This is a genomic window from Shinella sp. OV683, from assembly GCF_057787725.1.
Window position 1 is genome coordinate 4,936,704 of record NZ_CM173543.1, and the last position, 13,653, is coordinate 4,950,356.

The following is a 13,653-nucleotide window of genomic DNA, read 5'->3' on the forward strand; positions in this document are numbered from 1 at the left end:
ATGAGCAGAGTTCTCGTGACCGGCGGATCCGGTTTCGTCGGCATCCATGTCATCCTACAGCTCCTCGAAGCAGGCCACGAGGTCCGCACTACCGTTCGAAGCCTCAAGCGGGAAGTCGATGTACGTGCCATGCTGACGGTGGCTGGCGTCGATGCCGAAGAGCGCCTGAGCTTCTTCGTTGCAGATCTTGAGCAGGAGGCCGGCTGGGCGGATGCGGTGGCCGGTTGCGACTACGTCATGCATGTCGCCTCGCCCTTTCCACCCGACGTTCCCAAGGATGAGAACGAACTGATCCGCCCCGCCCGCGATGGTGCCCTTCGCGTGCTGAGGGCGGCGCGCGATGCCGGCGTCAAACGCGTGGTTCTGACCTCTTCATTTGCGGCGATCAGCTATGGACAGAACCCCGAAAATGGCGTCTTCACCGAAGCCAATTGGACAGACGTCAATGCGCCGGACGCCCAGCCTTACCCGCGGTCAAAGACGCTGGCGGAACGCGCAGCATGGGATTTCATCGCCAGCGAAGGTAGTGGTCTCGAACTTTCGGTCGTCAATCCCGTCGGAATATTCGGCCCGGCGCTGGGATCGGACCTTTCGTCCTCTGTGGTGTTGATCCGGATGATGATGAACGGCGCCATGCCCGGCGCGCCGCGCATCTATTTCGGCGTCGTCGACGTTCGCGATGTCGCCGACCTGCATCTGCGCGCCATGACCCATCCGGCAGCCAAAGGCGAGCGGTTCATTGCTGTTGCCGGGCGATGCATGTCAGTGTTCGACGTTGCCACGCTGCTGCGCGAGCGGCTGGGCGATGCCGGCAGCAAGGCGCCGCGTCGGCAGTTTCCCGATTTCCTGGTGCGGCTGTTCGGACTGTTCAATCCGTCCGCCAGGGCGGTCGTGCCTCAGCTCGGCGTCATAAGGGAAGCCAGCGGCCAGAAGGCCAGGGATCTGCTGGGCTGGACGCCGCGCTCCAATGAGGAAGCGATCATCGCCAGTGCCGAGAGCCTGATGCGGCTCAAGCTCATCAAGGGCCGCTAGGGGCCATCGAATTTCCACAAATGCAAAGGGCCGCAAAAGCGGCCCAAACTTCGTCCCGGCGTGCAGATGTCAGTGGCTGGTGGGGATAGTCGCCGTGACCGTGCAGGGATCGACACCATAGGCCGGCGAGCACTTGGCCTTGTCTGCCGCCACGGTGCGCGGTGCGACGAACGAACCGGCCAGGATGACAAGCGCCGCAGACGCAAAAAACAGTGCGATCGATTTGCCCATGATATTCCCCTGCTAGACTGAAAAAACGCTACGCCCCAGCATTCGCGAACCAAACGGGGCGTGGCCGGGTTTTATTCAGTCGAAAGCCGAATATCAATAAATCAACCAAGCTGAATGCCGAGTTAACAAAGTATAGTAAGTTGTGATGCTTTTGTGCAACTTTGGCACTTGTGCGCAGAAATGTGCCTTCGGGATGAGCAATTTCACCCCGAGCAAATGCCGGTAAACGCTGTCCGAATAGAATGAGTTAAGCGGCCGAGCCGGTGTGGGTAAACTGACCTTCCGGCCGGAAACGCGAGAGGTAAGACGGCAGGATCGCCGCAGCGAGCGCCGGCTGGATGCCGAGACCCTCGAGCGTGCGGCCTTCAGCAATCGCTTGCTTGGAGACGACATTGTCGGACTTCAGCAGAATCACCTGGTCTTTCGTGATCGGCGGTGTGATGAACGGCACAAGCGAGGCCACCGATCCAATCAGCGAGGCGACGAAGAATGGCAGCGACACGAGTCGCTGCTCACGACAGGTGATCTCGAGGATATCTTCGACGATTTCCTTGAAACTTTTGACTTCGGCGCCGCCGAGTTCATAGATCTTTCCGCCCTCGACCTTGCCATCGACGGCGCGGGCCACAGCCTCGGCAACGTCAGCGACATAAACCGGCTGGAACTTGGTGTTGCCACCGCCGACCAGCGGGATCGCGGGTGCAAGCCGCGCCATGTCGGCGAACTTGTTATAGAAATTGTCTTCCGGGCCGAACATGACGGACGGGCGCAAGATGACGGCGTCGGACTTGGCGGCGAGGATCGCCTGCTCGGCCTTGCCCTTGGTGCGGGCATAGGACGAAGCCGAGTTGACGTCGGCGCCGATCGCCGAGATGTGGACGAGGCCGGCACCGGCATTGCGGGCAGCTTCGGCCACGGCGCGGGCGCCAAAATCCTGGACCGCGTCGAAGGTGTTGCGGCCACTCTGGTGCATCAGGCCGACGCAATTGATGACGTAGTCAGAGCCATGCACGGCTGCATCGACCGAGGCGCGGTAGCGGAGATTGGCCTGTGCCAACGAGATCTGTCCGACATTGCCAAGTGGCTGGAGATGGAAGGCCAGGTCAGGCCGGCGCACGGCGACACGAATGCGATAGCCGCGCTTGGCCAGCGTGCGAACGATATGACGCCCGAGAAATCCAGATCCACCGAAAATCGTCACGAGTTTCGGCACGTTGGAAAGCGTCATGGCATTGTCTCCTGATAGTCCTGCGTCTCATCGCTCATTAGCCCAAAGCCGGGCGAAGGTGAAGCGGAATTCGCGCCGGAATGCAGCGTTTCGCTGCAGTGCGAAGCGCTAGATCGCCTAAATGCCTTCGACGATCACCATCTCGGCATCGGCGACCTGCTGGCGGATGGCTGCGGCCTTCTGGTACTGTTCGGAATGATAGCAATCATGGGCCGCCTGCAGCGACGGAAACTCGATCACCACGTTGCGGGCGCGCACCTGGCCTTCGAGCCGATGATACTCGCCGCCGCGGGCGAGAAAGTTCGCGCCATATTGCTCGAAGGCCGGCTTGGCGGCTGCGACATAATCCTTGTAGCGCTCGGGATCGCGCACATCCACCCTGGCGATCCAATATCCCTTGGCCATGATAATCCTCCAGAAGACGATGATTGTTGTAAAACGATTATCTAGGACGCCGCGTTCATTTCGGCAAGGATCGCGCGTGCCGCTACCAGCGGGTCTGAAGCCTTGACGATCGGGCGGGCAACGACGAGATGGCTGGCCCCGGCGCGCAGTGCCTCGGCCGGCGTCATCACCCGCTTCTGGTCGCCCTTGTCAGCACCCGCCGGGCGGATGCCGGGGGTGACGACTGCCAGTTCGGGCCCGACGATCTTGCGAACCGCGCTTGCTTCTTCCGCCGAGCAGACGATGCCGCCCATGCCGGCCCGACGGGCCTGTTCGGCGCGGCGCTGAACCAGCGTGTGCGGATCATATTCATAGCCGGCCTCAATGAGGTCCTGCTCGTCCATCGAGGTCAGCACGGTGACGCCGAGCAGACACAGGCCGGACCCCTTGGCAGCTTCGACGGCTGCCCGCATCGCCTTGGGATAGGCATGCAGGGTGAGCATGGTCATGCCCATCTTGACGATGTTTTCGACACCGCTGGCCACCGTGTTGTCGATGTCGAGCAGCTTCATGTCGAGGAAGACCTTTTTGCCTTCGCGGGCAAGATCGCGGGCAAATTCCAGGCCTCCGGCAAAGGCCAGCTGGTAGCCGATCTTGTAGAAGGAGACAGAGCTGTCGAGCTTCCTGACGATCCGTTCGGCCTCACTGATATTGGGCACGTCAAGCCCGACGATCAGGCGATTCCTGGCGTTCATTCCGCTATCCTTCCCGTAGTTTTGGTGGGCAGACCAGTCGCATGCACGCGACCGGTCTGCAAGAAAAAAGGCGAAGGTGTCACTGGTAATTGATCGCCGATTCCTCAGTTCCAGGGCGCGCCGGCCACCTGCTTGACGCTGGCATTCAGCCGGTTCCAGACATTGATCAGCGCGATCGAGACGATCAGCGCAGCCAGCGACTTCTCCTCGTAGTGGCGGGTTGCTTCTTCCCAGATATCGTCCGGCACCGGGTCAGCGCGATCGCTGAGGCGAGTGACCGCTTCGGTCAGCGCCAGTGCGGCGCGCTCGGCATCGGTGAAATAGGGCGTGTCGCGCCAGGCGGCCACCGAGAAGATGCGCTGGTCGCTATCGCCTGCCTTCTTCAACTCCTGCGCATGCATGCCGACGCAGACGCTACAGCCGTTGATCTGGCTGGCGCGCAGTTGCACCAGCTTGCGCACAGTGAGCGACACATCGGCTTCCGTTGACTTGTTGAGCGCGAACAGCGCCTGCATGGCTTCGGGAAGGATGATGGCGGGGTTTGTCATTCTGGCTTGCATTTCAATTCTCCTTGAGTGTTATGTCTATGAATTACCGACGGTATCTCGCCCCGACCGATTGTGTGTCACATCGGCCGGATCTCGTTCGTCATAGCTTTGACGGAGCGAAGCGAAGGAATGTGACAGATGGACGAGAAGAATTTTCTGACCGAGCAATTCAATGCCAACCGCACGCATCTGCGCAGCGTTGCCTACCGCATGCTGGGTTCGGCGAGCGAGGCGGAAGACGCGGTGCAGGAGGCATGGATGCGGCTCAACCGCGCCGAATCCGCGGATATCCGCAATATCGGCGGCTGGCTGACGACGGTTGTCTCGCGCGTCTGCCTCGACATGCTGCGCTCGCGGAAATCCCGGCGCGAGGATCCGTTCGGCCCCGGCGTGCCGGAACCTGCCACAGACCCGCATGAGCCGGGCGGCTTTGAGCATGAAGCCGTGCTGGCCGATTCGGTGGGGCTGGCGATGCTGGTGGTGCTGCAGCATCTGGCGCCTGCCGAACGCATCGCTTTCGTGCTGCATGATATGTTCGATCTGCCTTTCGACGAGATCGCCCCGATCATCGATCGCTCCAGCGAGGCGACTCGCCAGCTTGCCAGTCGCGCACGCCGCCGCGTGCAGGGCAAGGCGCCGGACGAGCCGGACAATATCAAAGCCAATCGCAGCATCGTCAGCGCCTTCCTCGCCGCCTCCCGCGACGGCGATCTGGCTGGATTGCTCGCAGTGCTGGATCCGAATGTCGTCTTCCACGCCGATGCCGCGGCAATGAAGCTCGGCGCCAATGCCGAACTTCGCGGGGCGAATGCAGTCAGCCAGGCCTTCTCCGGCCGGGCACGCAATGCGCATGTTGTTCTGATCGACAATGCCGTCGGCGTCATGGTCGCACCGGACGGCAAGCTGTTGCTGGTCATCGACATGGAGATCAAGGACGGCAAGATCGTCGCTATCCATTCGATCGCCGATCCCGACCATTTGAGGGAACTGGAACTTGTGGAACTGGAAGGTTAGGTCAAACCTGACCAAGTATCCATCGCGACCCAGTCGCAAAGCAACCGCCGGTCCGGCAGACTGAACGCATAGAGATTGCCGCCGCCGGCGGGCTGGTCGTGATCACGGGCGATAGGGCTGCCGGTGAGATGGCATTTCAGCAGCGTGCCGACACCGCCATGGCCGACAAAGGCGATTGGCATGCTGGGATCATGATCAGCCAGAATTTTGTCGACAGCGGAGACGATGCGTGCCTGTGCGTCAATTGCCCGTTCCCAGCCGTGAAAGCTTTGCTCAGGATGCGCAAAGAACCAGTTCGCCGCCTTTTCGAATTCATCGGGCACGAGAAAGCCGGTGGCCGAGCGATCGTTTTCGCCCATGTCTTCGCCTATCTCGACCTCAATACCGGATGCGAGAATTTCTGCGGTCTCGATCGCCTTGGTCTCGTCGCTGGAGATGATCCTGCGGAGCTGCATCGCCCACGGCAATCGAGCCGCACTTTCGGCGCGCTCGCGGCCAAGCTGCGACAGGCCCCATTTCGGAACGGGAATATCCGGGTCGATCGCCACCTGCGGATGGGTAATGTAGAGGCCGAACACGATCTGCCTAGACTATCAGGAGGCGCGGCGTTTGCTGCAGCCGCACGTCGTGCCGCTGTCATCATCCGCGTGCGGATGACTGAGGTCGCCCGACAGCCTCTTGTAGTGCCAGATCTGCGCGGGCGGGATGTTGCGCACCACGAAATCGAAATGCTGGATCTTGTAGCTGTCGGGGCGGGCGATAACCGGCGAGACCGGGCCATAGGAGAACTGCACCACGGGGCGGCCGGCGGGCATCAGCTTGAGGAGATCCTCGATCAGCTTGACGCGCGCATGCATGGGAAAATTGAGCAGCGGGATGCCCGAAATCACGCAATCGAACTTCTGGCCCTCATATTCTTTCAGCGTTTCGGCGAGGTTGAAGGCATCGCCGTTGATGAAATTGACGCCGGGATATTTGGCCGTGAGGTGCTGGACGAAGGGCGTAGAATACTCGATCGACACGAGATCTTCCGGCTTCACGCCGCGATCGAGGATCGCCTTGGTGATGACCCCGGTGCCGGGGCCAAGCTCCAGAACAGGAAGACCGGAGCCTGTGTCGATGATGCTCGCCATCCTGGCGGCGGTGCGCGCCGAGGTCGGCATGATCGCACCGACCGTCTTTGGCTGCAACATGACGCCTTTTATGAAGCGGATCTCGTCATCAAATTTTTCTACAAACCGGCTCTTTAAGCTGCGCATGAAGTGCCTTTCCCCGTTTTCTTAGGTCGCATCATAGAGACGTTTGAAACAAGGTAAAAGCAAGACGAGCTTCTATACAGATTCGTATTTTTTTAATGATTAGCTCGGCCTAAATTACAATACTACACGCGCATCGGCATGAGCACGTAAAGCGCATCGCCATGCGCCGAGTCGAGAATGATGGTCGGCGAGCCCGGATCGGCAAGCTTGAAGACTGCATCGTCGCCGGTCAGCTGGCTGGTAATATCCAGGAGATAGCGGGCATTGAAGCCGATCTCCAGCGGGTCACCCTCGAAGGACACCGCAAGCTCTTCCGTGGCACTGCCGGAATCGGGATTGTTGACTGTCAGCGTCATCTGGCCATCTGCCAGTGCAATCTTGACGGCGCGGCCGCGCTCGGACGAAATCGTCGACACACGATCGACCGCGCTCGCGAATGTCGAGCAATCCACCCGCATTTCCTTGTCGTTGCCCGACGGGATGACGCGCTGGTAATCCGGGAAGGTGCCGTCGATCAGCTTGGAGGTCAGCACGATCTCGCCGAAAGACAGGCGGATCTTGGCGTCGGAGACCTCGAAACGGATCTCCGCGTCGGGATTTTCGACCAGTTTCTGGATTTCGCCGACCGTCTTGCGCGGAATGATAATGCCCGGCATGCCTTCGGAACCCGATGGCGCCTCGATCTCGGCGCGCGCCAGGCGGTGCCCGTCGGTCGCGACCGCGCGCAGCTTCAGCGCACCATCGGCTTCCATCGTGTGCAGGAAGATGCCGTTGAGATAGTAGCGGGTCTCTTCGGTGGAGATCGCGAACTGGGTGCGCTCGATCAGCATCTTGAGATCGGAGGCCTTGATCTTGAAGGCGTGGCTGAAGGTGCCGGCGGTCAGATCGGGGAAATCCGATTCGGGCAGGCATTGCAGCGAGAATTTCGAGCGGCCCGAGGCGACGCTCATCGTCGTGCCATCGGCATTGGTCGACAGCGCCACTTCCGAACCATCCGACAGCTTGCGGACGATTTCATAGAGCAGATGCGCCGGCACCGTGGTCGCGCCCGGCTGCTCGGTCATCGCCGGTGCGGCTTCGGTGATCTCGAGATCGAGGTCGGTCGCCTTCATCATCAGGCTCGCGCCCTCGGCCCTCAGCAGGACGTTGGAGAGAATCGGAATGGTATTGCGGCGTTCCACGACACGATGGACATGGCCAAGGGATTTCAAAAGATTGGAACGCTCAAGTGTAATACGCATGATCTCTACCGTATTTCTAATTTTGTGCCGGCATGATGTCCGGAAAACCCGCCCCCACGCGGACGGGCAAAATGGCAGATAAGATGTCGCTATTGCAAGTGCTTTCATTCGCGATAGACCGGTCTTGCACATGCGAGCGCGCTTGCCCATAAAGGCCGGTACGTGAACCCACCCGGAGCAGGCCTTGGCCGACGACGAGAATCCAGAGCCCATTTCCTCGAAAAGCTTCCGGTTTCGGACGCTGGAGGTGCCCGCTCGTCCGCTCGAACCCGCCCTTTATCTCGTCGCCACTCCCATCGGCAATCTCGGCGACATTACGTTGAGAGCACTTGAAACGCTTGCCGGTGCCGACGTGCTGGCGGCAGAAGATACCCGCGTCTCCCGCGTCCTGCTCGACCGATACGGCATATCGACGCGACCCTACGCTTATCACGAATACAATGCCAACGAGGTCGGCCCGAAGCTGATCGCGGCGCTGAGTGCCGGCAAATCGGTGGCGCTGGTATCGGATGCCGGCACGCCGTTGGTCTCCGATCCCGGCTACCGGCTGGTAATGGAAGCGCTGGCTGCGGGCCTGAAGGTCGTACCGATCCCCGGGGCGTCCTCGGTGATCACGGCGCTTTCGGCCGCTGGATTGCCGAACGAGGCGTTCTTCTTTGCCGGTTTCCTGCCGCAGAAGGAAAAGGCGCGGCGCGACCGGCTCACCGAAATCGCTGATATCCCGGGCACGCTTCTCTATTTCGAATCACCCCACCGCCTGCCGTCCAGCCTGAAGGATGCTGCCGACGTGCTCGGGAGCGATCGCCAGGCGACGGTCTGCCGCGAGCTGACCAAGACATTCGAGGAGTTCCGGCGCGGCACGCTTGCCGAACTCGCCGCCTATTACGCCGAGAACGACAATGTCAAAGGCGAGATCGTCGTCGCCGTCGCCCCGCCGCAGGCCAAGGCAGCGCCCGAGGGCCAGGCTTTGGACGATATGCTGCGGGCACTGGCCGAGCAGATGCCGGCTGCCAAGGCGGCCGGTGAGCTGGCCCGCCAGACCGGCCTGCCACGCAAGGATCTTTACGCCCGGCTGATGGCGCTGAAGGAATAAAGATGGCGCAGCGGACCCTCAGAGATCGCCGGAAAGCGTTCATGCGGGGTCACGTTTCCGAATATTTTGCCGCCGCCTTCCTGTTGTTCAAAGGCTACCGGATCGTCGCCATGCGCTACAAGGCGAAATCCGGCGAGGTGGATGTTATAGCGCGTAAGGGCGACCTCGTCGTCTTCGTCGAGGTCAAGGCGAGACGCGTAACTGCCGACGCGGTCTTCGCGGTCGATCCCAACACCCAGCGTCGTATCCGCAATGCCAGCCTCAACTGGCTGGCAAAGCAGAAGGACGCCGCCCTGCTCTCCCTTCGTTACGACATCATTGCCGTCAGCCCTTGGGGCTGGTCGAGGCATTTCGTGGACGCGTTCTGATTGTCAAAAACCTGACATCAAAGCGTTACAGCGACGTCACGCAACACGGCTAGTGCACTCCCCGAAACCAATGACTGGTGGAGAGGGAATTTCCATGTTCAAGAAACTATCGCTGGCCGCTCTGGCCCTCGTCTTTTCCGCAACCACATCGCTTGCCGCGACCGACATCACTTGGTGGCATGGCATGAGCGGCAAGAACGGCGACGTCATCAATGAAGTCTCCAAGAAGTTCAACGCCTCGCAGGCGTCCTGCGCCCTGACCCCGGTCTCCAAGGGCACGTATGAAGAAGTGCTGGCGGCCGGCATCGCTGCCTTCCGTTCGGGCGAACAGCCCAACATCCTGCAGGTATTCGACGCTGGTGCCGCCACGATCATCAACGCCAAGGGCGCTGTGATCCCGGCTGAAGACCTGATCAACGCGTCTGGCTACAAGTTCGACCGCAACGCCTTCATCGACGGTATCCGCTACTTCTATGCCGATTCCGAAGGCAAGTTCGTCGGCATGCCGTTCAATTCCTCGGCGCCGATCATGTATATCAACGACGAAGCCTTCAAGAAGGCCGGCGTCGATGTGCCGAAGACATGGGAAGAATTCGAGGCTGTCGCCCCGAAGCTCAAGGCTGCCGGCTTCATTCCGCTCGTGCAGTCACAGCTGACCTGGGAATTCACCGAGAACTTCTTCTCGCGCAACAACATCCAGTTCGCCTCCAACAATAACGGCTTCGATTCGACCGAAGGCACGACACTGAACGTCACCGACCCGAACCTCGAAATGATGTTCACCAAGCTCAAGGCCTGGGCTGACGAAGGCTATTTCGGCTACTACGGCGCCGGCTGGTCCGATAACCAGAAGGTTTTCGAAGAAAACAAGGCGGCTCTCTGGGTCGGTTCGTCCGGTTCGTTCGGTGGCCTGCAGAAGACTGCCCAGATGCCATTCTCGGCGACCTTCCTGCCCTATTGGAACAGCATCAAGGGTGCCGGCACCAATTCCTTCATCGGCGGCGCTGCCCTGTTTGCCATGTCCGGCAAGACGGATGCGGAAAACAAGTGCGTGGCCGACTTCTTCCAGTTCCTGACCTCGCCGGAAATCCAGAAGTTCTACCACGAGGAAACCGGCTACGTGACGGTGACCAAGGCAGCCTACGAACTGGCCAAGAAAGAAGGCTGGTACGAGAAGAAGCCGGTGGCCGAAGTCGGCATCAAGCAGCTGTCGCTGCCGGGTGGCGAATGGTCGAAGGGCTATCGCCTGGGTTTCTACCCGCAGATCCGCGAGATCATGGAACGCGAATATAACCGCATCTTCGCCAACGAAGTGTCGGTCAAGGATGGCCTCGCGACCATCAAGAAGGAAGGCGACGAACTGCTCGCCCGCTTCGCCAAGACGTCTGGTTGATTGGGGCCTGATTGCAAAACGCTGAGGCTCAAGGGTTCCTCTTCTCCCCTCGGGGAGAAGGTGGCCCGAAGGGCCGGATGAGAAGGGCGCCACACCCGCAGTTCCCCCTCATCGCCTCGCTTTGCTCGGCACTTCTCCCCGCTGGGGAGAAGAGGGTGCTCGCGGCACCAACCGCGATCAACAAGACTCCGAAAGACTACCACCATGAAGCGCGTCCAATTCCAGTCGTCCTACATTCCCTACCTGTTCATCGCACCGCAGCTTGCGGTGATTTTCATATTCTTTTACTGGCCGTCGGCGCAGGCTATCTATTCCTCGTTTTACATCGAAGACCCGTTCGGTTTTGGTTCGACCTTTGTCGGCATGGCCAATTACACCGACGTGCTGAAATCGGGCGAATATCTCGGCATTGCCAAGTTCACGGCCATCTTCACCGTGCTCGTGACGTTCTTTTCGCTGGCGCTGGGCCTGCTGCTGGCCGTCAAGGCCGATGGCGTCATCCGTGGCAGTTCCACCTACAAGACCATCCTGATCTCGGTCTACGCGATCGCGCCGCCGGTCGCCGGGCTCATCGGCATGATGTTCTTCGATCAGCACATCGGTGCATTCGTCAAGCTGGCAGCGATGTTCGGCTGGGACATGAAGGTCGGACTCGACTATTTCGACACCGCATTCGCAATGATCTTCGTCTCGGTCTGGAAGCAGATTCCCTACAATTTCATTTTCTTCCTGTCGGGCCTGCAGGGGATTTCGGTTGCCGTGCGCGAGGCAGCGGCGATCGATTGCCGCTCCGGCTTCCGCCGTTTCTGGACGGTGACCGCGCCATTGCTGATGCCGACAGGCTTCTTCCTGCTGATCATCAACTTCACCTATTCGCTGTTCGACACATTCGGCGTCATCGACGTGATGGTCAAGGACAAGGCCGCCAATAACCCCATCACGCTGGTCTACAAAGTTTACATGGATGGCTTCCGTGGCAACGATCTCGGCGGCTCCTCGGCACAATCGGTCATCTTGATGATCGTCGTGCTCGTGCTTACCATTTTCCAGTTCCGCTTCATCGAGCGGCGCGTTCATTACAATTAAGGAAGCCGACATGCACCGCACAGGCTTCTTCGATCACCTGATCCTCATCCTCGGCGCCCTGCTGATGATCGCCCCCGTCGTGGTTGCGTTCACGACCTCGACGCATGAAGCCGCCGAGATCCATCGCGAGGGGCTGACGCTGACGATCGGCAGCCACTTCACCGAGACCTATACCAAGGTGCTGACCCACGAGGGCGGGTTCACCGGCAAGGTCACCGGTTTGTCGATGATGCTGAATTCGCTGATCCTCGGCATCGGCTTTGCAGTCGGCAAGATCGTGCTGTCGATGCTGGCCGCCTATGCGATCGTCTATTTTCGCTTTCGCTTCGCCACCCTGTTCTTCTGGGTGATCTTCACGACGCTGCTGCTGCCGCTCGAAGTGCGCATCCTGCCGTCCTACGAGGTGATGCACAAGCTGCACCTGATCAACACCTATACCGGGCTGATCGTGCCGCTGCTGGCCTCGGCGACCGGCACGTTCTTCTTCCGGCAGTTCTTCAAGTCGGTGCCGGACGAATTGCTGGAAGCGGCACGCATCGATGGCGCCGGACCGTTCAAGTTCTTCATCGACATCCTGATCCCGCTATCGAAGACGATGATCGCGGCGATGTTCATCATCATGTTCGTCTATGGCTGGAACCAGTATCTCTGGCCGATGCTGATGACCAATGACGAGAGCTTCTACACGCTGGTGCGCGGCATCAAGCAGATCCTCGTCGTCTGGATCGGCGCGCAAATCCCCGACTACAACGAGGCCTTCGCCATCGCCGTGCTCGCCATGGCGCCCCCCATCCTGATCGTCGTCATCTTCCAGCGCTGGTTCATCAAGGGCCTGACCGAAAGCGACAAGTAGAAAGCAATCCCATGGCGAAGATCGAAATCGACACCGTATCCAAGACCTATGCCGGCAGTGCCAAGGCCGTGCACGACATCTCCATCGACATCGCGGATGGCGAGTTCATCGTGCTGGTCGGGCCATCAGGTTGCGGCAAGTCCACGCTGCTCAGGATGGTCGCCGGTCTTGAGGAAATCACCGGCGGTGAGGTGCGCATCGGCGGCCGCGTCGTCAACAAGGTCGATCCCGCTGACCGCGATATCGCCATGGTGTTCCAGAACTATGCGCTCTATCCACACATGAGCGTCTACGACAACCTTGCCTATGGCCTGAAGAACCGCAAGACGCCGAAGGGCGAGATCGAGGCGCGCGTTCGCGACGCCGCCAAGATGCTGGAGATCGAGCAGTATCTCGAGCGCAAGCCGCGCATGCTGTCGGGCGGCCAGCGGCAGCGCGTCGCCATGGGCCGCGCGATCGTTCGGCAGCCTGCGGCCTTCCTGTTCGACGAACCGCTTTCCAATCTCGACGCCAAGCTGCGCGTGTCGATGCGCGGCGAGATCAAGAAGCTGCAGAAGCGCCTGGGCACGACGTCTATATACGTCACCCACGACCAGCTGGAAGCGATGACACTGGCCGACCGGCTGGTGGTGCTCAACAAGGGCGAGATCGAGCAGATCGGCAGCCCACTCGAAGTCTATCACAAGCCGGCCTCCACCTTCGTCGCGAGCTTTATCGGCTCTCCGGCCATGAACCTGGTGACGGCCCGGGTTGCTGGCGGCCGGGTTCTGATCGGCGGCTTCGACATTGGGGCGTCGACTGGGGATATTGACGGTCCTGTCACGCTGGGCTTCCGCCCAGAAGACATACGCCTGTCGGAAACAGCACATGGAAAATTGCTGTTCCAACTCGATTATGTCGAGGAGCTCGGCGCACAACGGCTGCTGCATGGCATGATCGGCGACCAGAATGTTACCGTGGCGACCAGTGCGGAAGACAATTTTTCCGGCGACATGACGCTCGGCCTCCCCACTGAAAAACTTCACTATTTTACTGCTGAGACCGGCAAACGCATCTCAACGGATTCCGGCGCTCGATATGCACTGCACACTGGTTCGATCAGCGAAGCCGCGCTCTGATTTCGCAGCGCAACATAGTCGTATCTTTCGTAATCCGTGACTTACGCCGT

General features: G+C 60.1%; 15 protein-coding genes and 1 pseudogene. 8 read left to right on the plus strand and 8 right to left on the minus strand.

What is annotated here, in order from left to right; translation table 11 throughout:
* Positions 1-1,032: an SDR family oxidoreductase gene (locus tag ACXHRN_RS23920; RefSeq protein WP_488638775.1), complete on the plus strand. Its 1,032-nt coding sequence runs from the start codon at positions 1-3 to the stop codon at positions 1,030-1,032.
* A 69-nt stretch (positions 1,033-1,101) separates the two neighbouring features.
* Here the strand turns inward: ACXHRN_RS23920 and ACXHRN_RS23925 are convergent, their stop codons facing one another.
* The 5 genes from ACXHRN_RS23925 to ACXHRN_RS23945 all read right to left on the minus strand — a co-directional run bounded on the left by ACXHRN_RS23925 (position 1,102) and on the right by ACXHRN_RS23945 (position 4,190).
* Positions 1,102-1,263 (minus strand): hypothetical protein, encoded by a 162-nt coding sequence (locus ACXHRN_RS23925; RefSeq protein ID WP_488638776.1) that lies wholly within the window; start codon positions 1,261-1,263, stop codon positions 1,102-1,104.
* Between the two features lie 247 nt (positions 1,264-1,510).
* On the minus strand, positions 1,511-2,491 hold the full coding sequence (locus ACXHRN_RS23930) for a complex I NDUFA9 subunit family protein (RefSeq protein ID WP_488638777.1): 981 nt from the start codon (positions 2,489-2,491) through the stop codon (positions 1,511-1,513).
* A gap of 117 nt (positions 2,492-2,608) precedes the next feature.
* Positions 2,609-2,896, minus strand: a complete 288-nt coding sequence (locus ACXHRN_RS23935) for a DUF1330 domain-containing protein (RefSeq protein ID WP_488638778.1) — start codon at positions 2,894-2,896, stop codon at positions 2,609-2,611.
* Between the two features lie 41 nt (positions 2,897-2,937).
* A complete protein-coding gene (gene pyrF / locus ACXHRN_RS23940) occupies positions 2,938-3,630 on the minus strand; it encodes an orotidine-5'-phosphate decarboxylase (RefSeq protein ID WP_488638779.1) in 693 nt (230 codons plus the stop codon).
* Between the two features lie 104 nt (positions 3,631-3,734).
* Positions 3,735-4,190: a carboxymuconolactone decarboxylase family protein gene (locus tag ACXHRN_RS23945; RefSeq protein ID WP_488638780.1), complete on the minus strand. Its 456-nt coding sequence runs from the start codon at positions 4,188-4,190 to the stop codon at positions 3,735-3,737.
* A gap of 126 nt (positions 4,191-4,316) precedes the next feature.
* Between ACXHRN_RS23945 and ACXHRN_RS23950 the strand changes: the two genes are divergently transcribed.
* On the plus strand, positions 4,317-5,192 hold the full coding sequence (locus tag ACXHRN_RS23950; RefSeq protein WP_488638781.1) for a sigma-70 family RNA polymerase sigma factor: 876 nt from the start codon (positions 4,317-4,319) through the stop codon (positions 5,190-5,192).
* Here ACXHRN_RS23950 and ACXHRN_RS23955 read toward each other — a convergent pair.
* The 3 genes and pseudogenes from ACXHRN_RS23955 to dnaN all read right to left on the minus strand — a co-directional run bounded on the left by ACXHRN_RS23955 (position 5,189) and on the right by dnaN (position 7,692).
* Positions 5,189-5,770, minus strand: coding sequence for a histidine phosphatase family protein (locus ACXHRN_RS23955; RefSeq protein WP_488638782.1), 582 nt, complete (start codon positions 5,768-5,770; stop codon positions 5,189-5,191). The two genes, ACXHRN_RS23950 and ACXHRN_RS23955, sit on opposite strands and share 4 nt — an antisense overlap.
* Before the next feature lie 96 nt (positions 5,771-5,866).
* Positions 5,867-6,451, minus strand: a pseudogene (gene pmtA / locus ACXHRN_RS23960) (phospholipid N-methyltransferase PmtA); the annotation flags it as partial.
* A gap of 122 nt (positions 6,452-6,573) precedes the next feature.
* Complete coding sequence (dnaN, locus tag ACXHRN_RS23965) at positions 6,574-7,692, minus strand: DNA polymerase III subunit beta (RefSeq protein ID WP_488638783.1); 1,119 nt, start codon at positions 7,690-7,692, stop codon at positions 6,574-6,576.
* Between the two features lie 184 nt (positions 7,693-7,876).
* On the opposite strand from dnaN, the gene rsmI reads away from it, so the two are divergent.
* The 6 genes from rsmI (at position 7,877) to ACXHRN_RS23995 (ending at position 13,603) form a co-directional block, all read left to right on the plus strand.
* Positions 7,877-8,785 (plus strand): 16S rRNA (cytidine(1402)-2'-O)-methyltransferase, encoded by a 909-nt coding sequence (gene rsmI, locus ACXHRN_RS23970; protein ID WP_488638784.1) that lies wholly within the window; start codon positions 7,877-7,879, stop codon positions 8,783-8,785.
* A 2-nt stretch (positions 8,786-8,787) separates the two neighbouring features.
* The gene (locus ACXHRN_RS23975) at positions 8,788-9,153 is read left to right on the plus strand and encodes a YraN family protein (protein WP_488638785.1); all 366 of its coding nucleotides are present in this window, start codon (positions 8,788-8,790) and stop codon (positions 9,151-9,153) included.
* 94 nt (positions 9,154-9,247) lie between these two features.
* Positions 9,248-10,546 carry an extracellular solute-binding protein gene (locus ACXHRN_RS23980; protein WP_488638786.1) on the plus strand — a complete coding sequence of 433 codons (1,299 nt, stop codon included), beginning with the start codon at positions 9,248-9,250 and terminating at the stop codon, positions 10,544-10,546.
* A 204-nt stretch (positions 10,547-10,750) separates the two neighbouring features.
* On the plus strand, positions 10,751-11,632 hold the full coding sequence (locus tag ACXHRN_RS23985) for an ABC transporter permease subunit (protein ID WP_488638787.1): 882 nt from the start codon (positions 10,751-10,753) through the stop codon (positions 11,630-11,632).
* A gap of 10 nt (positions 11,633-11,642) precedes the next feature.
* Entirely contained in the window at positions 11,643-12,485 is an 843-nt protein-coding gene (gene ugpE, locus ACXHRN_RS23990) for a sn-glycerol-3-phosphate ABC transporter permease UgpE (protein ID WP_488638788.1), read from the plus strand.
* An 11-nt stretch (positions 12,486-12,496) separates the two neighbouring features.
* Entirely contained in the window at positions 12,497-13,603 is a 1,107-nt protein-coding gene (locus tag ACXHRN_RS23995) for a sn-glycerol-3-phosphate import ATP-binding protein UgpC (protein WP_488638789.1), read from the plus strand.
* Positions 13,604-13,653: the final 50 nt, after the last annotated feature.